Genomic DNA, 17,930 nt, shown 5'->3' with positions numbered 1-17,930 from the left:
TATAAAAATAGCCTAAGGAAATATCATGCTGAATAATAAAATTCATTTACGTGGGCTGATTTTAACAGTTTCATTCAGTTGTTTTAGTTCCTCAATTTTTGCTGCGCCATTGCAGATATTAGAGTTTAAAAAAGGGCAACTCAGCCAAACGGAACAGACACAGCTATGTGAACAGGTGAAAGACTTATGTCAGCAGCGTGCGCAATGGCGTAGTTTAAAAACCACTGACCAAAGTTTATGGTTATTGTCAGATGGAAATGTTGCTCAAATTGGCATCTCGACCACTGGATTTAAATTGTTGCAACAGTGGCATATTCAATTATCTCCTGTGGATGAAATGGCAAGATCGGGGCAATATGTTTTTCCTAAGCTATTCCCTATGGATCAAAATCGTTATGCGATTGCCGTGATTGATACCTTTTCAGAAATGTATTCGGGTGGTGGTGCAGGAATTGAACGTGCCAGCTTTTACGAGTTAAAGGATTCAGGTCAGACACATCGTTTTATTGAAAATTATCCGTTTAGTTTTAATCGTATGATTCGGGCATGTTTCTCTGAACAAGATTATGAAAGTTCTAAAGGCAAGTGCCATGATGAAGATCGTTTGAGTCTGGATATTCGTCCGATCAAGCCGATGTTGTGGCAATTCCGTTATCGTTACAGTTTAGAAGTATCACCAGCATCAGATTCGGGTGAGAAATCATTTAAGGGTAGTCGCAATCTGAATATTGATCTAAATAAAGCACCCAAACAGCCAAATATTCCTGCAAATTGGGATTATCAAGGACAGGGCTAAGTTCGAGTTTTACATTTTGCCAAAGTTTTAAGGCGTTGGGCTTACGCAATTTACAGCGTCATAACAGATGATTTGCATAGTGCGTGGTACAAAGAGACAGATTGCGTTTTGGAACTGTGCTCATGTCTCCTGTTTATATTTTTTCTCGCCGTAAATTTTCTCATTTGAGTCGTTCTGTGATCATGGCTGCGGCTGTGTTGGGGACAACGCAAATAGCTATAGCAGGTCCAACGGTTGATCAATTGAGTGACTGCTTGGTGAAAGCCACGACCGCTGCGGATAAGACCACAGTTTTGCAATGGACTTTTAGTGCTTTGGCTGCACATCCTGATTTAAAGTCTTTTAGTAATGTTACGCCTGAGCAAAAGAACCAGTTAGATCAGAAATTGGCACAGGTTTTACAACGTGTGATTGTGGAGCAGTGTTCGACGCAGACCAAAGCAGTGATTCAGGCTGAAGGAATTCAAGCAGTTGGACAGGCTTTTCAGCAGTTAGGTCAGAGTGCGGGTGAGGATATTGTCAAAGACCCTGCGGTCAGACAGCAGTTGCAAGGGACGTTGCGTTATATTGATTTAAATAAATTGGTTACGACTTTTTTAACGCCTGATATTTGGAATAAGTTGGGTGTGTTGAGATAGTATTTCTCTCTAGCCCTTACCTAAAAAAGGAGAGAGAATTTCAATAATTTAAGCAGTTATAAACACAGAATCAATTTAATTTCTGAATTCGTTCCTAAGACTTTTATTTTGAGAAGATTCATAATTTTTTGATCGTCATGTTGTTTTTAAATCTAGATTTCTATGTGATAATGCGCTGAATTTTATAAGAATACTTTAAATTTATGCTTTATTTTGTTTTGTCATGCTTATTCCTTATCACTATTGTTTTATGGTGGGCCGAAGCTAAGTGCAATTTTATATATCGAAAAATTATCTCGTTAAAGAATCTATGTACTTGGATTAAAAAACAGACAAAATTGGAAATTGATATATGTAAATGGTTTTTACCGAGTGTATTTATTTTTTTTATACTATTTTTCTTATGGAACTCTCTGTATTTTCCTTATTTAAAAGAAAACATGGATATTAAAGATGGGGTTATTCAATTAAAAGATTATTCGAAAAATGAATCAGAGAGTCAAAAAAAACAATCTAATCAAGAAGAAAATTCATATGTAAAAATTGAGTTGATTAAGGAGGATTTGCAAGAAAGTCAAATAGGTGATTGGGGGACTTTTGGTGATTTTATTGGAGGTACAATTAATCCAATTATAGGTCTGATTAGTGTTTTACTTTTATTTGGAACATGGAGAGTAACTTCTAATACTTTAGACGTCAGTAAAAAAGAGCTAAGAAATAGTAATGAGTTACTAAGTAATCAACAGTTTGATGCAATATTTTGGGGGTTATTTCATAATCTAAAAAGAATTGAGGAAATATTATATAAAACAGGTGATTATGGACAGATAAAAATAAATGAAATTTATTATGATGTTTTTAGATGCCAGTTCAGTAGCAGAGATAAAGGCCATTCCAGAAGAAGAGACGAAATATTAAAAAATGCTGAACTTTCACAGTATTTTATTTGTCTTTATCAAATTTTTAAGAACATCGAGAATAGGATCTCTTTAGATAACAAAGAAGAGGAACAAAAGATTAAAAAAGCATATTCCAATATTTTGAGAGCAAGTATTTCAACAAAATTACTTCAATTGTTGGCTGTAAACTGCCATGAAAATTTTAAAGAATATAAAGGTTTTCTAGAAAACTATAATTTTTTAGAACACATGCCATTTTATATTGTTGATCATGAAAAAGATTTAAATCTAGGGTTGCTTGAATGTCTCACAACATATGATGAAAGAATTTTTGATCAGTCTATTTATTATAAAGAATTTAAGGAAAAAGTTTTTTTAAATATTTTTTTTGAGAAGAAAATTCAGAACTACAAGCTTTATATTAACAATTATTTGATGAAAAAATTTCATGGGGAAAATTTTGTTGAAAATAAAAATATTGATTTGAAAATATATCTAGACTGGGATCGAGTTAATTTTCAACTAGCATGGTGGGGTAGCTATCAGGGGCAAGAAATGCAAAGACAAATTTGTAGCTGGTATGTCTCAATAAGTGGTATTGAGGTTCAAATTGGTGGTCTAAACTATTATTTAATAATTAATTCCTTTTCCAATAATTTAATTGAGCTTAAAGAAAACCCGCTCTAAAGCGGTCTTTCTTTCGAAATGAGATCACTTTATCCAATCAATTAACTCATTCGCTTAAGCTGCGTTGACTTACCCTTGAATGAAAGACGAGCTTATTTAAGTTTTTTCTATTTCAAAACTACTTAGCTTTTAAGTGCACTTTTTAAAATGCCATTTTCTCCAAATAGCTTATCACGGTATTCAGCTTCTAGTTGTTCTGTCTGCATATCCAGTGGATCGAAATGTTGATCTCTGACATCAAGCATTTCTATAAACGTGCGAGAGAAAATACCTAAACGATTCACACCACCGAATGCCAAATAAAATGCATCTTTCAGTTCTTTGGTTGAAAACTTAATATCCTTACGTTTTAAAATCTGAATCCAATAATGAAAGGTGATTGGAGCAATAAATCGAGCCACTCGAATCAAAGCAATTTTTCTATTTCTAACCGTATTACCACCAATCGCTTTCAGCGCATCAAAAGCAACAGATTTATGTTCCAGTTCTTCCAGCGCATGCCATTCCCAAAGATTTCGACTTTCTTGAGTGGTTTTCTGTTTGATTAATGGATCAGTTAACAGTAGGCGAGCAAGTGTAGCAGTGAAATGTTCCATCACTACAGTAGCCGCTAATTGCTCAACTTTGGGAAGTTTACGAAATTTATCCAATCTTGCTTTGGTTAAGGCTTCGATTTCGACTACCTCTGGATAATTTGATTGAATCAGATGCTCATTCAGGGATTTATGTTCTCGACTATGAAAAGCTTCTTGTGCAATAAAATTACGAATATCTTCGAGTAACTTTTCATCCGTAGTTTGATCACGAACATTACGCACGCTCTCGATGAAGAACATTTCACCTGGTGGAAACATCGCAGATAAAACCACAAACAGAGAGGTCACAACAGAATTATCTTCATAGTAAAAAGTAAATTTTTTGTTTTTGTCTAAAGGAATAATCACATTACGACGGACGATTCGTTGTAGAGATTGTACTGATATATTCATCTTTTTTTCCTTGTCATCTGTAGAAGATAATTTGAACAAAATTTAGTATGTATATAGAATCTATCAGTGAATTTATACGGAAAAAAGACGGATTTAAGGATGAGATTTTTATAATGGTAACTATAAGAAAACCAAAACAAAGTAGGTCTAAAAATACTTATAGGTCTATAGTTGATGCAGGATTTATATCAGTAAAAAATAATGGATTAGATCATACTACCGTGTTGAAAGTCTGTGAGATTGCGGGAGTTGGTTCTGGAAGTTTTTATGAATATTTTAAAAACAAAGAAGCCTTGTTTGTAGAGATGCAACAACACTTTATTGCTGAGCTTGCCAAAGTGATTTACGAGGTCATTCCAAGCATTCAGGAAATGGAAATTCCCGAAGCGATTCGATCAATTTTTTTACATATTGGTGAGTTCTTAGCAGCAGATGAGAATAAATATTTTTATTGGCTCAGTGTTTCGAGCAAATATAGTACCGAAGCCAGTCATGTAAAAGCAGTGAAGGCAATCAATACATTAGCGATTGAATACGCGGTGAAACATCCTGAAGTGCTCAGAATAAAAAATCTGAAATTGATGGTTTATGTTTTAATTAATTCCAGTGTGGCACTGACAATGAATTTCTTTTCATCTCAAAATATGGGTTTTACTTTTGAAGAATTAATTGATTGTCTGATTGATATTACAATGTCTTATATTGATGATGATCGTAATAAATTAAAAATATAAAAAACCCGCTCTAAAGCGGGTTTTGTTAGAAATTAGACTAGTTTAGCCAATCAATTTCTTCATTAATTCATTCACTTGAGCTGGGTTGGCTTTACCTTTTGCAGCTTTCATGACTTGACCAACCAGACCGTTAAAAGCTTTTTCTTTACCAGACTTGTACTCTTCAACCATTTTTTCATTGGCTGCAAGCACGTCTTTGATAATCGCTTCAATGGCACCTGTATCGGTTTCTTGCTTCAAGCCTTTTTCAGCAATAATGTCATCAGCAGATTTACCCTCTGCTTCCCACATAAAGCCAAACACTTGCTTCGCAATTTTACCGTTAATGGTGTTATCCACGATACGTGCGATCATACCACCCAATTGCTCAGCAGAAACAGGAGAGTCTGCCAATTCTAGGCCTGCTTTGTTTAAAGCACCTGAGAATTCACCCATTACCCAGTTTGCAGAGACTTTACCTTGCTTCGCACCGCCCGCAGCAGCTACAACTGCTTCGTAGAAGTCCGCCATTTCACGTGACAGCGTCAATACATGCGCATCATACTCAGTCACAGCAAAATCAGCGATAAAACGCGCACGGCGCGCTTTAGGCAATTCTGGCAGGGCAGCACGTGCCGCTTCGATTTGCTCATTTGAAATGATCACTGGTAACAAGTCAGGGTCAGGGAAGTAGCGATAGTCGTTTGCTTCTTCTTTCGAGCGCATTGAACGGGTTTCCATCTTATTTGGATCGAACAAACGGGTTTCTTGGTCGATCTTGCCACCATCTTCCAAAATATCCATTTGTCGTTGAATTTCAACGTTGATCGCTTGCTCAATGAAACGGAATGAGTTGAGGTTTTTCAACTCGCAACGCGTACCGAATGGTTGACCCGGACGACGTAATGACACGTTACAGTCGGCACGGAATGAACCTTCTGCCATGTTACCATCAGAAATACCTAACCAACGCACAAGAGTGTGAATCGACTTGATATAGGCAACCGCTTCTTCAACCGAACGCATATCTGGTTCAGATACGATTTCAAGCAATGGTGTGCCCGCACGGTTTAAGTCGATACCCGACATACCTTCGAACTGGTCATGGATCGATTTACCTGCATCTTCTTCAAGATGGGCACGAGTCACGCCAATACGCTTCACAGTGCCATCATCAAGTTGGATGTCGATATGACCCAAGCCGACAATCGGATTGTCCATCTGGCTGATCTGATAGCCTTTTGGCGAATCTGGGTAGAAGTAGTTTTTACGTGCAAATACCGAAGCTTGGTCGATATAAGCATCAATCCCCAAACCAAAGCGAATTGCAAGATCAACCACTTCAGCATTCAATACTGGTAATACGCCCGGCATGGCTAAATCAACAAGGCTGGCTTGTGTATTTGGGTCTTGACCAAATTCAGTCGATGAACCAGAGAAGATTTTAGACTTAGTCGCCAATTGCGTGTGGATCTCAATCCCGATAACGACTTCCCAACCGTCAATTAACTTTAACTTTTGAGCTTCAGCCATTATGCATTCTCCTCAGCAATTGCCGCACGTTTGGTATGCCAGTCTGTATTTTGTTGATATTGATGCACAATCGAAAGTAATTGTGATTCTGACCAGTAGTTACCAATCAACTGTAAGCCCACAGGTAAGCTGTCTTTATCAAAGCCCACAGGTGCGTTGATGGCTGGTAGACCTGCCAAGTTCACAGCAAGCGTATAAATATCGCCTAAGTACATTTCAGTCGGGCTGAGGTTGGCACCGATTTTGTACGCAGTCGTTGGTGCAGATGGCGCTGCAATCACATCGACATTTTCAAACGCTTTCAAGAAATCTTGCTGAATCAAACGACGTACTTTTTGTGCTTTGACATAGTAGGCATCGTAGTAACCCGCAGAAAGGGCATAAGTACCGATCAGGATACGACGTTGTACTTCAGCACCAAAACCTTCTGAACGTGAGCGTTTGTACAAGTCCATTAAATCCACTGGATTTTCACAACGGTAGCCATAGCGTACACCGTCAAAACGTGACAGGTTCGAAGACGCTTCCGCAGGTGCAATCAAGTAGTAAGTTGGCACATAAGCTTCAGTCATGTTGAGATCAATCTCAACCAAGATTGCACCCATCTCTTCAAGCTTTTTCAACGATTCTTCAACACGTGCTTTCACATCTGCGTCTAAACCAGCCACATTAAAGTATTGCTTTGGAATACCAATGCGTAAGCCTTTGACTGTTGTGCCATTCAAGTTAGCAACGTAATCGTCAACATCTTTATTCACCGAAGTCGAGTCTTTGGTATCATGACCTGCAATCACATTCATCAAGTAAGCACAGTCTTCCGCAGAACGTGCCATTGGACCACCCTGATCAAGCGATGATGCGTAGGCAATCATCCCGAATCGAGAGACACGACCATAGGTCGGTTTTAAGCCAGTTAAGCCGCAGAATGAAGCAGGTTGACGAATTGAGCCACCTGTATCAGTTCCTGTTGCAATCGGAGCCAAATCTGCTGCTACAGCAGCAGCAGAGCCACCTGATGAACCGCCCGGAACATGATCTAATGCCCACGGGTTACCTGTCGCGCCAAAATATGAACTTTCAGAGGTTGAACCCATTGCGAATTCATCCATATTCACCTTACCTAAAGTCACGAGACCCGCAGCTTTGGCTTTGGCAACGACGGTCGCATCGTAAGGTGAAATGAAGTTATCCAACATTTTTGAACCGGCAGTGGTTTTAATGCCTTGGGTACAAAAAATGTCTTTATGCGCAAGTGGAATACCCGCAAGTGCATGTGCATGACCTGCTTTGAGTGCAGCATCAGCAGCATCAGCTTCAACAAGTGCTTGCTCTGCTGTCACTGTTACATAACTTTTTACTTTCGGGTCAATTTGAGCAATACGTTTTAAATAATGTTCGGTCAATTCACGTGATGAAAATTGAGCTTGTTTTAGCCCTTCAGAGAGTTCACGGATTGATAAGCGATGTAAATCTGTCATATGAAAAATTTCTTTACATTCTAAATATAAAATATTGACTAATCGAATAGAAATTATTCAATTACGCGAGGTACAAGGTACAAGCCTGCTTCTGTTGCAGGAGCGACCGCTTGATATTCATCACGATGGTTGCTTTCACTTACAATATCAGCACGTAAAGGTTGCGGATTATCAAAAGGACTTTTCAAAGGCTCAACATTATCGGTATTAATGCCTTTTAGGCTTTCCATCATGCCAAGAATTTTATTTAAACTTTGAGCATATTCAGTAGATTGCGTGTCGTTTAGAGACAAGCGAGCAAGATGTGCAATCGCTGAAACGGTCTGTGCATTTAAGTCCGTTGTCTGCTGAGCATCTGATGATGTAGACATAACTTTACCTAATTCAGTATCAAAAAATTGCAAAATATCGTGCGTTATAATAAGCGATTGACTTGTTCAAAGCATCACATTTCGTTAAAGTTGCCACCTTGCATCCATACAAAGTTTAATTGAGAACGCCCCCGTGATTCTAAAACGACTAATTGGCTTGTTTTCGCCGGATTTAGCCATTGATTTAGGTACGGCAAATACACTTATTTATGCACCAGGCCGTGGCATTATATTAAATGAACCGACTGTTGTGGCGATTCGTCATAGCGGTTCGCAAAAAATTGTTGCTGCTGTTGGTCTAGATGCTAAACAAATGTTAGGTCGTACACCAGCGAATATTTCAGCGATTCGTCCGATGAAAGACGGTGTGATTGCCGATTTTGAAGTCACTGAGACCATGTTGAATCAGTTTATCGGTAAAGTACATGAAAAGCGTTTATTTCCACCAGCGCCGCGTGTTGTGGTGTGTGTCCCATGTAAATCAACTTTAGTTGAACGCCGTGCGATTCGTGAAGCTGTATTTAATGCAGGCGCACGTGATGTACGTTTGATTGAAGAACCAATGGCTGCTGCAATTGGCGCAGGTATGCCTGTTGAGCAAGCATGTGGTTCAATGGTCGTGGATGTAGGTGGTGGTACCACTGAAATTGCAATCATTTCATTACAAGGTTGTGTCTATGCCGATTCATTACGTATCGGTGGTGATGTATTTGATGAGCAAATTATCAATTACGTTCGTAAAGCACACGGTTGCGTGATTGGGGAAACTACAGCAGAAACCATTAAGAAAGAAGTGGGTATGGCTGTGACTGATGGCAAAACGCTTCAGATTGAAGTGCGCGGTCGTAATTTGGCAGAAGGTGTGCCACGTGCGATTACAGTCACTTCTGATGAAATTTCACAGGCGATTGCAGATCCATTACAAAGCATCGTGAGCGCAGTAAAATCTGCTTTAGAACAAACTCCACCTGAACTTTCTTCGGATATTGCAGAGCGCGGTATTGTGTTGACTGGTGGCGGCGCATTATTACGTAACCTTGATAAACTGCTTGCGCAAGAAACAGGTCTACCTGTGATTGTTGCAGATGACCCTCTAACTTGTGTCACGCGTGGTGGCGGTAAAGTCTTAGAGTTCTTTGATAATCCGAACCATGACATGCTTTTTGTTGGCTAAATCATAAGGACTAGGCGGTGCAACCGAATCTTTTTTCAAGACAACCGCCATCTTTTCGCTCATTTATTATTGCGGTTATTTCATGTTTGGTGGTGCTTTTCTTTGATTGGCGCATGCCTTATGTGATTCAACCTGCAAGAGATGTCTTGTATGCAGCGTATAATCCAATTTATGCGCTGGCAAGTTATCCTGTATTGTCGCGAGAATGGCTGAACCAACAAACCAAATCTGAAACTCAATTGCGCCGTGAAAATACCGCAATGCAGGCTGAACTCCTTCAAGCTCAAGTTCGACTCCAAAAACTTTCAGAACTCTCCGCGGAAAATAACCGTTTAAGGGGGCTTTTGGATACGCCATTGATTATCGATGGTCGTATGCAAATTGCAGAAGTGATTGGAACAGATGCCGACCCATTACGCCATATTATTATCATTAACCGTGGCTCTGTGGATCACTTAAAAGTTGGGCAAACTGTTCTCGATGATAAAGGGATTATGGGACAACTGATTAATGTGTACCCGCATAGTGCCCGTATCATGTTGTTATCTGATAAAGAACATTCGCTGTCTGTGCGTTTAGAACGTACAGGAATGCGTGCCATTGTATCTGGAACAGGTGATTTAGGCCGCCTAAAAATGGAATATGTTCCGACGAGCGCCAACATCCAAGCGGGCGATAAAGTATTTAGTTCGGGTTTGGGGGAGCATTTTCCTGCTGGCTATTTGGTAGGTACTGTTTCTAAGGTTAGCCGTCATACTTCAGGTGAGTTTGCGGAAATTGATGTTATTCCTGCGGCACAACTTGCCAGTGGTCATCATGTGGTAGTGTTATTTTCAGAATCTTTAGCGCAGGAGCAACCTTATGCCGATCGCTAGATTAAGTTTTGAAAAACGCAAAGATCCACTTTGGATGATTATCATCTCAATTATTATCGGGTCTATTCTTTTAGTTTATCCAATTGCTTACGAAGCTTCAGGATGGCGACCATCAATTATGCTGATGACCATGCTGTTCTGGATTCTTTATCAACCTAGTTGGTGCGGGGTTTGGTTCGCCTTTGGAGTGGGGATTTTCACTGATTTATTGTTAGATGCGCCTTTGGGTTTAAATGCACTAAGTTTTGTTTTGATTACGTTTGGTACGCGTTATTTTATTCGTGAACGTCGAATTTTAACTTTTGCGAACTCATGGGTAATCGCTGTACTTGCAATTATTGCACACTTAACCTTTTTGTGGATGAGTCAAACAATATCGAGTACACATTTTTCAATAGCGCGACATTGGCAACCGCTTGTTACTAGCGTGATAGGATGGCCGATGGTTTATTACTGCTTAAAAAAATGGCGCGTATAATTTTAGCTTCGAGTTCACCTCGTCGTAAAGAACTGCTACAACAGTTAGGTTTGGACTTTGAAATATATAGTCCAGATATCGATGAAACCGTATTGCTTGGTGAAACGGTTGTGCAATATGTGGAACGATTGGCAACAGCAAAAGCTCAGGTTGTTTTAAATCTGTTTCCCAAAGCGACTGTGATTGCTGCTGATACCAGTTTAAGTTTTGCAGGAAAAATCATTGGTAAGCCAGAATCAAAGCAACATGCGTTTGAAATTTGGACGCAGTTGTCAGGGCAATGGCATGATGTGTACTCTGGAATTTGTGTGGCAAGCTCTGTCCAATGCTTAAGTAAAGTGGTTAGAACTCAAGTCGAGTTGCAACAGTTAAGTCATACCGAAATGGAAAAATATTGGGCAACAGGTGAACCTGTTGGAAAAGCAGGGGCGTATGCGATCCAAGGGATCGCAGCTCAATATATTCCCCAAATTCGGGGAAGTTATAGTAATGTGGTTGGTTTACCGTTGTACGAAACAGCACTGTTATTAGAAAGCGTTAAAATTTAAAGTAGACACTTTCGGATATAAGAATTTTTATAAAATTTTGAGTGGATTATGGCAGAAGAATTGCTAATTAACGTCACACCGATGGAGTGTCGTGTGGCTTTAATTGAAAATGGTACGGTCAATGAATTATTTGTTGAGCGTACTGTAAAACGTGGTTTAGTGGGTAATATTTATAAAGGTAAAGTGGTACGTGTACTGCCGGGTATGCAAGCTGCTTTTGTTGATATTGGATTGTCTCGGACTGCTTTTTTACATATCAATGATATGGTCTGGTCACGTTCGCAACCCACTCCAAATGTTTTTGAGCTTTTGCATCCGGGACAGATGTTGACGGTTCAAGTGATGAAAGACATGTTGGGAACCAAAGGTGCGCGTCTAAGCACAGATCTTTCAATCCCATCGCGCTATCTTGTGTTAATGCCTTATGGCAATCATATCGGTGTATCACAACGCATTGAATCAGAAGAAGAGCGTGATCGTCTCCGTAGTATGATTGAACGCATTCAGACTGAACACAGCTTACCGGGTAGTGTGATTGTTCGTACCGCAGCGGAAGGTGTGGACGAATCGGCGATCGCACAAGATATGTGTTATTTGAGTAAGCTTTGGGAATATATTCAACGTAAGCAAAAAGAAGTTTCTACACCTGAACTTATTTTTGAAGAATTGCCTTTACCACAACGAATTGTCCGTGATTTAGCCAGTGATGAAACGGCAAAAATTTATGTCGATTCTCGTGAGATTCATGCCAAGTTAAGTGAGTTTGTGCAGGAGTTTGTTCCTACAATTGAAAATCGTCTGATTCATTATCCGGGCGAAAAGCCACTTTTTGATTTGTATAATGTTGAAGAAGATATTCAAAAAGCGTTGCAGACCCGTGTCGCACTTAAGTCAGGTGGCTATCTGATGATAGATCAGACTGAAGCAATGACCACGATTGATGTGAATACTGGCTCTTATGTCGGCGGTCGTAGTTTAGAAGATACGGTATTTAAAACCAATATGGAGGCGACACAAGTTATTGCGAGACAACTCCGTCTACGTAATTTGGGTGGCATTATCATTATTGATTTTATTGACATGCAAGAGCTTGAGCATCGACAAGAGGTCATGCGTCAGTTTGAACGTATGCTTGAACGTGATCATGCCAAAACAAAAATCACCCAAGTTTCAGAGTTAGGCTTGGTTGAAATGACACGTAAACGTACACGTGAGTCTTTAGAGCATTTATTATGTGAATCATGCCCAACTTGTCAGGGACGTGGATATGTAAAGACAGCAGAGACAGTATGTTACGAGATATTTCGAGAAATTTTGCGTTATGCCCGTGCATTTGATTCCAAGAGTGGCTTTACTGTCGTTGCACATCCAGCAGTGATTGATCGCTTATTAACGGCAGAAGCCCCAGCAGTTGCAGATTTAGAGCATTTCATTAGCCGAGTGATTAAATTCCAAGTTGAAAATTTATATACGCAAGAGCAATACGATATCATTTTGAGTTAAAGTTGTAACAAAATTTCGCTTAATCCTTGTTACAACTGAAATTTTACTTTCTATCATGAATTTTAAATACTAGAACCATAGAATGAGCCATAGGTATCTTGAGTACCTTAGCAAATAATATGAGGTATATAATTATGAATGTGAGCGAAAGATTAGTGAATCACGGTTTTAAGCATGTTTTAGACAGTAATCCAGTCAATACATGTTATATGGTTGATAGCCAAGGTAAAGAGGTTCAAATTACTACGGCAATGATCCGTTTAGCCTGCCATCAACTATTACAGCGTTGTCGTACAATTAAAAAATAAGGGGCTATTGAAAGCCCCTTAATTTTTTAGCGAATTTTTTAATTCACAACTTTCTGTTGTGGTAAATTCTCAATTGCTTGTTCAAAGCGTTGAATTTCATCTTCTAGATGAGCGAGAAGAGTTTGCATTTTTGGCACTGTATTACGACAAGCAAGTAGACCAACTTCCAATTTATCTAAATAGCTGGTCATGGTGATATTCAGTGCTTGACCATCCATGACGATTGAAGCAGGGTAGAGCGCATCAAGTTTTGCACCATTCCAATATAACGGCTCGCGTGGACCTGGTACATTCGAAATCACCAAGTTAAATGCCTGACGTTTCGGTAACATTCCTGAAGCGATGTTTAAGCCTGCTGGTCCATATACCAATGCACTATAGTTTAGGATTTCATTTGCAGTCATGCGGCTAAAACGCTGCTTTGAATTCTGGACGCTACGGCGAATAATTTCTAAACGTTCAATTGGGTCTGCAATATGAGTGGCTAAGTTTGCCAAAATCATGGTAATACGATTGCTGAAATCAGAATCATCAGTACGCAATGAAGCAGGAACCATCGCAATCAAAGGTTTTTTTGGCAAACTATTTTGATTGATCAGATATTCACGTAATGCACCAGAGCAAACTGCTAATACCACGTCATTGAGTGTTACACCAAGTGTTTTAGCGATAAGGCGGAAACGTTCCAACTCAAAAGATTGTGCAGCAAAACGGCGAGAAGAACTCACACGTTGGTTTAAGATCGATGGTGGTGCTTGAAATGTTGAGACATAATCAGGATTTTTCCCGATTTCCTTAAATAAGGTTTGTGAAAGTTCCTGCATCACTTTAGGTGCGACTTCACACTGTGATTTAATCGTATCCAAAACTCCTCTGATTTTACTTACAGTAGGGGCTTTAGGTGCTTTTAAGCGTTTAGTACGCTTTCCTTCGACACACCATAATGGTACGACATGCTTTTCATTTGGGTCTTTGGAGAGTGATTTTTCGATCAATCGCATTCCAGCAACACCATCCACCATCGCATGGTGAATTTTGAAATACATTGCAAAACGATTGCCTTCAATGCCTTCAATAATATCGCAAGTCCATAATGGTTTAGCACGGTCAATCAATGAGCTATGCTGTTGTGAAATATAAACTAATAATTCACGAATACGGCCAGGGTTTGGTAATGCGATATGACGGAAATGATGGTCAATATCGAACTCATGGTCTTCTCCCCAGAAGAGTCCTGTGAGCTGATTGTTAAATGGTGCAACAGGAATACTTTTCGACTGACGAATATCCTGAACAAGATCATGCACGAAAGTCGGCGATGCATTCTCTGGAATTTCGAATAAAAATAAGCCACCTACATGCATAGGTTGCTGTCTTTTCTCTAATGATAGAAAAATAAAATCAATAGGGTGTAATGGGCGCATAGCAGATATAGCCTCTCATTGAATTTTTATAAGATACTTGTAGGGTCTGATGACGTTTCAACCATGCCTTGCGTTATAGGCTAAAACCACACAAACGAGGCATGAAATGCAGGCAATGGCGATACCCTTGTCAAGTTTCATAACGAAGTTTGGGGTAGTTTTAGCCATAACCCTTCAGGACAGGGACATTTTTTGCCGCTACTGTGTTATGCCTTATTCATTTAGAATAGCTAAATCTCATAAGTCATGCCTTGTATCGTCTAAAAAAAGTCCTCTGTCGCAAGCATCTGTGAAATGTCAGCAGACCCTATAATTCTTATTAGAATTATTGAACCGTTGTGCGAAGTATATACGGTTTAGTCTGGTTAAAATATGACTTTGTACAGGGGAGTCAGAAAAAATAAAACCACTGATGAATCAGTGGTTTTTATATACCAAATCTGCTATGTATTATTTTTTTAGATTGCCAGAATGTAAGCCACATTCTTTATGGGTTGCTTCTTCCCACCACCAACGACCTTCACGTTCATGTTGATTTGGCAGCACAGCACGGGTACAGGGTTCACAACCAATTGAAATAAAGCCACGCTCATGTAAAGGGTTATATGGAATTTCCATCATACGAATATAACTCCATACATCCGCGCTGCTCCAGTTAGCAAGGGGATTGTATTTAATCAGTTGTTTGCCTTCACCAGAAAAGCCAACATCCGCTTGAACCACTGGAATCTCGTTACGTGTGCCTGGACTTTGGTCTTTACGTTGACCTGTAATCCAGCCATCTAAGGTTGCCAGTTTTTTACGTAAAGGTTGTACTTTACGAACACCACAGCATTCCTGATGACCATCTTCAAAAAAGCTAAACAACCCCTTTTCATTTACCAACTGCTGTACAGCAGTGGATTCAGGGAAGCAAATTTCGATCTTAATATTGTAATGTTTACGCACAGTTTCAATAAACTGATAGGTTTCTGCATGTAAACGCCCTGTATCTAAACTAAATACACGGAATGGTTTACCAATACGAGAAGCAATATCAATTAATACAACATCTTCTGCACCTGAAAATGAAATGGCAATTTCACCTTCTTGATTTAAAGCAAGTTCTAAAATTTCTCGTGGCGATTTATCTGCATATTCAGCAGCAAGCGCATCTACAAGGTCAATAGTCGGAATAACAGTCATAGGTGTTCCTGGCGAAAGGCTTGGGCACAATTGTAAATCATTCTAAGCAAAGCCATTTGCTTGTCTTCGATTTTAATCTTGCAGAATAAAATCGTTTTATTTAACAACAGCGCAAAAAATGAAAATCTTAATGGTATGATACAGCAATTTTTAATCAACATTGGATGCATTCATGGAAATCGTATGCCTAGACCTTGAAGGGGTACTTGTACCTGAAATCTGGATCAACTTTGCTAAGAAAACAGGGATTAAAGAATTAGAAGCAACAACGCGTGATATTCCAGATTATGATGTTTTGATGACTCAACGTTTAAATATTTTAAAAGAGCATGGTTTGGGTTTAAATGATATCCAAGCTGTGATTGCTGATATGGGGCCATTTGAAGGTGCGAAAGAATTTGTTGAATGGGTACGTACACATTTTCAACTGATTATTTTATCAGATACGTTTTATGAATTCGCGCATCCGTTGATGAAACAACTGGGTTGGCCAACGATTTTCTGTCACAAACTTGAGACAGATGAGAATGGTATGATTACGGCGTATAAATTACGCCAGCCTGATCAGAAACGTCAAGCGGTAAAAGCATTACATGGTTTAAATTTCCGTGTAATTGCGGCAGGTGATTCTTATAATGATACGACCATGTTGGGTGAAGCGGATCATGGTTTCTTATTTGATGCGCCAGCAAATGTGATTGCTGAATTCCCTCAGTTCCAGCCACTCCATGGTTATGAGGCACTAAAACAGGCGATTCGTTCTGTTTCACAGCGTAATATTCCAGAATAATCAAAATTTCTAAGCTTTTTATGAAAGATAAAGGAAATTTAAAAATAAAAGGCGCTTAGAAGCGCCTTTTATCTTTTGCTATTTATTAGAATTTATAACCAATTTTCAAACCATAAGCGATCGCATCATTATTTTCAAACTCAGCTACGTAGTTCGGCGTATTAAATTGAGAACCTGATTGAGCTTTAGCATCTCCTAACCAGAAATACTTTACACCACCAGCAATAAAGTAATTCGGAGCAGGGCTATATTGAACACCAACACCAACATTCCAATAACCTTCAGTTGGCCCGAGTGTTGTAACTGGGTTACCTGCACCAGAATCCCAACCTACAGAAACATTACCAGCCCAATGATCATTAAGTTTACGGCCTACGCCAGCAGTTACAGAATATTGGTCGTCAGTATAAGCCACTAGATCAAAGCCGTCTTTTTTACCAGTCTTATTAACGATAGGAGGTAGAACTGAAGCGGCTCCAAATTTATATGGACGAATCGCAAAGTCTTTCCAGTTTACCCAACGAACGTTTGCGAACGCGACAGTATTTTCCATAATTCCCGTTTGAAAATCGAGATTAACGGACTGAGGTGTCGTGATTTCAGTTGTACCTTGAGCATTGTTAATTTGATTTAACATCGCATCAAAAACAGGACTGTTTGTAAAACCTGCAAATCCATGATTCTCATATGCATTCATTTCATGCTTGATTTTTGCACGGTAAGTTAAAGATGTTTTGAGTGCAATTTCTGGAATTTGATAAGCGACACCTACTAACCAACCTACAGCTTCATCACGTCCAGTTTTGAAATCATAACCACTGTACGCACTATAACTTTCACCACGTAATAATACCGTTGCATCTAGTGTTTGATAAACTGCGCCTGCATATATGTTCCAGTTTAGGGTTGGTTGATAACCTAAAATTAAATTCAAATCTTCAGTATCAACTGTAACTGAAGTACCACCTTTAAATGGAAAAGGGCGGCTTTCGATAAAGTTACTTTTGCTTTTGTACTCTGCATCAGCCCCATAAGGTTGGTCATAAATAAGACCAATAGAGAATTTTTCGGTTGCCTGAATTTTTAAAGCAGCATTTGGCGAGTAATAATTACCTGCCATATTACCTGTCTCATTTTGTGAAGTATCTTTTCCTGATACATTTGGATCAAGAACTGAGACACCTGCTTCAAAATAGTTGCCTGCTTGTAAAAAAGGGGCAATAGATTGACCTGAACGGTCTAAAGCTGCTGCAAAAGCTGAAGTGGTTGGGAGTAAGCTAAGTAAAAGAGCGTGCTGAATCGCATTAAGCTTCATTGATATTTTCTCTCATATCACTTTGTAACAAGAATGTTGCGAAAAGTAACATAATTTTTATGGCTCAAAATATTTTACAAATGTCCATAAATGAACTGATAAAGTCATGAAAATTTCTTGAGAAGTGTAATGTTATATACTAGTTAGTATTTTTTTTAATACTTTGATTAATCATGTTTTTCTATATTTTAAGAATAATCTGTAATAAATTCTTGAAGCTATCCAG

General features: G+C 39.0%; 18 protein-coding genes. 11 read left to right on the top strand and 7 right to left on the bottom strand.

Annotated features, from left to right (window positions below; genetic code table 11):
* Positions 1-25: 25 nt before the first annotated feature.
* The 3 genes from ACN19N_RS11935 to ACN19N_RS11925 all read left to right on the top strand — a co-directional run bounded on the left by ACN19N_RS11935 (position 26) and on the right by ACN19N_RS11925 (position 3,020).
* Complete coding sequence (locus tag ACN19N_RS11935; protein WP_420001402.1) at positions 26-796, top strand: hypothetical protein; 771 nt, start codon at positions 26-28, stop codon at positions 794-796.
* 122 nt (positions 797-918) lie between these two features.
* Positions 919-1,434 carry a hypothetical protein gene (locus tag ACN19N_RS11930; protein ID WP_420001401.1) on the top strand — a complete coding sequence of 172 codons (516 nt, stop codon included), beginning with the start codon at positions 919-921 and terminating at the stop codon, positions 1,432-1,434.
* A gap of 440 nt (positions 1,435-1,874) precedes the next feature.
* Positions 1,875-3,020, top strand: coding sequence for a putative phage abortive infection protein (locus ACN19N_RS11925; RefSeq protein ID WP_420001400.1), 1,146 nt, complete (start codon positions 1,875-1,877; stop codon positions 3,018-3,020).
* Positions 3,021-3,142: 122 nt separating this feature from the next.
* On the opposite strand, the gene ACN19N_RS11920 is transcribed toward ACN19N_RS11925, so the two are convergent.
* Positions 3,143-4,009 (bottom strand): metal-dependent hydrolase, encoded by an 867-nt coding sequence (locus tag ACN19N_RS11920; protein ID WP_420001399.1) that lies wholly within the window; start codon positions 4,007-4,009, stop codon positions 3,143-3,145.
* A 113-nt stretch (positions 4,010-4,122) separates the two neighbouring features.
* Here ACN19N_RS11920 and ACN19N_RS11915 point away from each other — a divergent pair, with 113 nt between their 5' ends.
* Positions 4,123-4,743: a TetR/AcrR family transcriptional regulator gene (locus ACN19N_RS11915; RefSeq protein WP_420002388.1), complete on the top strand. Its 621-nt coding sequence runs from the start codon at positions 4,123-4,125 to the stop codon at positions 4,741-4,743.
* A 42-nt stretch (positions 4,744-4,785) separates the two neighbouring features.
* On the opposite strand, the gene gatB is transcribed toward ACN19N_RS11915, so the two are convergent.
* From gatB to gatC, 3 genes are read right to left on the bottom strand one after another with little or no spacing between them, the layout of a single operon-like run.
* Complete coding sequence (gene gatB, locus ACN19N_RS11910; protein ID WP_420001398.1) at positions 4,786-6,255, bottom strand: Asp-tRNA(Asn)/Glu-tRNA(Gln) amidotransferase subunit GatB; 1,470 nt, start codon at positions 6,253-6,255, stop codon at positions 4,786-4,788.
* On the bottom strand, positions 6,255-7,733 hold the full coding sequence (gene gatA, locus ACN19N_RS11905; protein ID WP_420001397.1) for an Asp-tRNA(Asn)/Glu-tRNA(Gln) amidotransferase subunit GatA: 1,479 nt from the start codon (positions 7,731-7,733) through the stop codon (positions 6,255-6,257). Before gatA ends, gatB begins: the two co-directional genes overlap by 1 nt.
* A gap of 53 nt (positions 7,734-7,786) precedes the next feature.
* Positions 7,787-8,104 (bottom strand): Asp-tRNA(Asn)/Glu-tRNA(Gln) amidotransferase subunit GatC, encoded by a 318-nt coding sequence (gene gatC / locus ACN19N_RS11900; protein ID WP_004664595.1) that lies wholly within the window; start codon positions 8,102-8,104, stop codon positions 7,787-7,789.
* Positions 8,105-8,237: 133 nt separating this feature from the next.
* On the opposite strand from gatC, the gene ACN19N_RS11895 reads away from it, so the two are divergent.
* The 6 genes from ACN19N_RS11895 to ACN19N_RS11870 all read left to right on the top strand — a co-directional run bounded on the left by ACN19N_RS11895 (position 8,238) and on the right by ACN19N_RS11870 (position 12,990).
* A complete protein-coding gene (locus tag ACN19N_RS11895; protein ID WP_004664594.1) occupies positions 8,238-9,278 on the top strand; it encodes a rod shape-determining protein in 1,041 nt (346 codons plus the stop codon).
* Positions 9,279-9,295: 17 nt separating this feature from the next.
* Positions 9,296-10,153: a rod shape-determining protein MreC gene (gene mreC / locus ACN19N_RS11890; protein WP_269228557.1), complete on the top strand. Its 858-nt coding sequence runs from the start codon at positions 9,296-9,298 to the stop codon at positions 10,151-10,153.
* Positions 10,140-10,631 (top strand): rod shape-determining protein MreD, encoded by a 492-nt coding sequence (gene mreD, locus ACN19N_RS11885; protein WP_269228556.1) that lies wholly within the window; start codon positions 10,140-10,142, stop codon positions 10,629-10,631. Before mreC ends, mreD begins: the two co-directional genes overlap by 14 nt.
* Positions 10,619-11,179, top strand: coding sequence for a Maf-like protein (locus ACN19N_RS11880; protein ID WP_420001396.1), 561 nt, complete (start codon positions 10,619-10,621; stop codon positions 11,177-11,179). The genes mreD and ACN19N_RS11880 overlap by 13 nt, the downstream gene beginning before the upstream one ends.
* 48 nt (positions 11,180-11,227) lie before the next feature.
* Complete coding sequence (rng, locus tag ACN19N_RS11875) at positions 11,228-12,682, top strand: ribonuclease G (RefSeq protein ID WP_269228554.1); 1,455 nt, start codon at positions 11,228-11,230, stop codon at positions 12,680-12,682.
* Between the two features lie 134 nt (positions 12,683-12,816).
* On the top strand, positions 12,817-12,990 hold the full coding sequence (locus ACN19N_RS11870) for a PA1571 family protein (protein WP_004664584.1): 174 nt from the start codon (positions 12,817-12,819) through the stop codon (positions 12,988-12,990).
* Between the two features lie 38 nt (positions 12,991-13,028).
* Here the strand turns inward: ACN19N_RS11870 and ACN19N_RS11865 are convergent, their stop codons facing one another.
* Both ACN19N_RS11865 and ACN19N_RS11860 read right to left on the bottom strand, forming a co-directional pair.
* A complete protein-coding gene (locus ACN19N_RS11865; protein ID WP_269238380.1) occupies positions 13,029-14,414 on the bottom strand; it encodes a WS/DGAT/MGAT family O-acyltransferase in 1,386 nt (461 codons plus the stop codon).
* Between the two features lie 450 nt (positions 14,415-14,864).
* Positions 14,865-15,599 (bottom strand): phosphoadenylyl-sulfate reductase, encoded by a 735-nt coding sequence (locus ACN19N_RS11860; RefSeq protein WP_420001395.1) that lies wholly within the window; start codon positions 15,597-15,599, stop codon positions 14,865-14,867.
* 172 nt (positions 15,600-15,771) lie between these two features.
* Here ACN19N_RS11860 and thrH point away from each other — a divergent pair, with 172 nt between their 5' ends.
* Positions 15,772-16,389 carry a bifunctional phosphoserine phosphatase/homoserine phosphotransferase ThrH gene (gene thrH, locus ACN19N_RS11855; RefSeq protein ID WP_269228551.1) on the top strand — a complete coding sequence of 206 codons (618 nt, stop codon included), beginning with the start codon at positions 15,772-15,774 and terminating at the stop codon, positions 16,387-16,389.
* Positions 16,390-16,474: 85 nt separating this feature from the next.
* On the opposite strand, the gene ACN19N_RS11850 is transcribed toward thrH, so the two are convergent.
* Complete coding sequence (locus tag ACN19N_RS11850) at positions 16,475-17,704, bottom strand: OmpP1/FadL family transporter (protein ID WP_420001394.1); 1,230 nt, start codon at positions 17,702-17,704, stop codon at positions 16,475-16,477.
* Between the last annotated feature and the right edge of the window lie 226 nt (positions 17,705-17,930).

Source organism: Acinetobacter sp. LF10 (genome assembly GCF_048585715.1).
Taxonomy (GTDB): domain Bacteria; phylum Pseudomonadota; class Gammaproteobacteria; order Pseudomonadales; family Moraxellaceae; genus Acinetobacter.
Note: the sequence above shows the minus strand (reverse complement) of the source record. Positions and strands in the feature narration are given on the sequence as shown.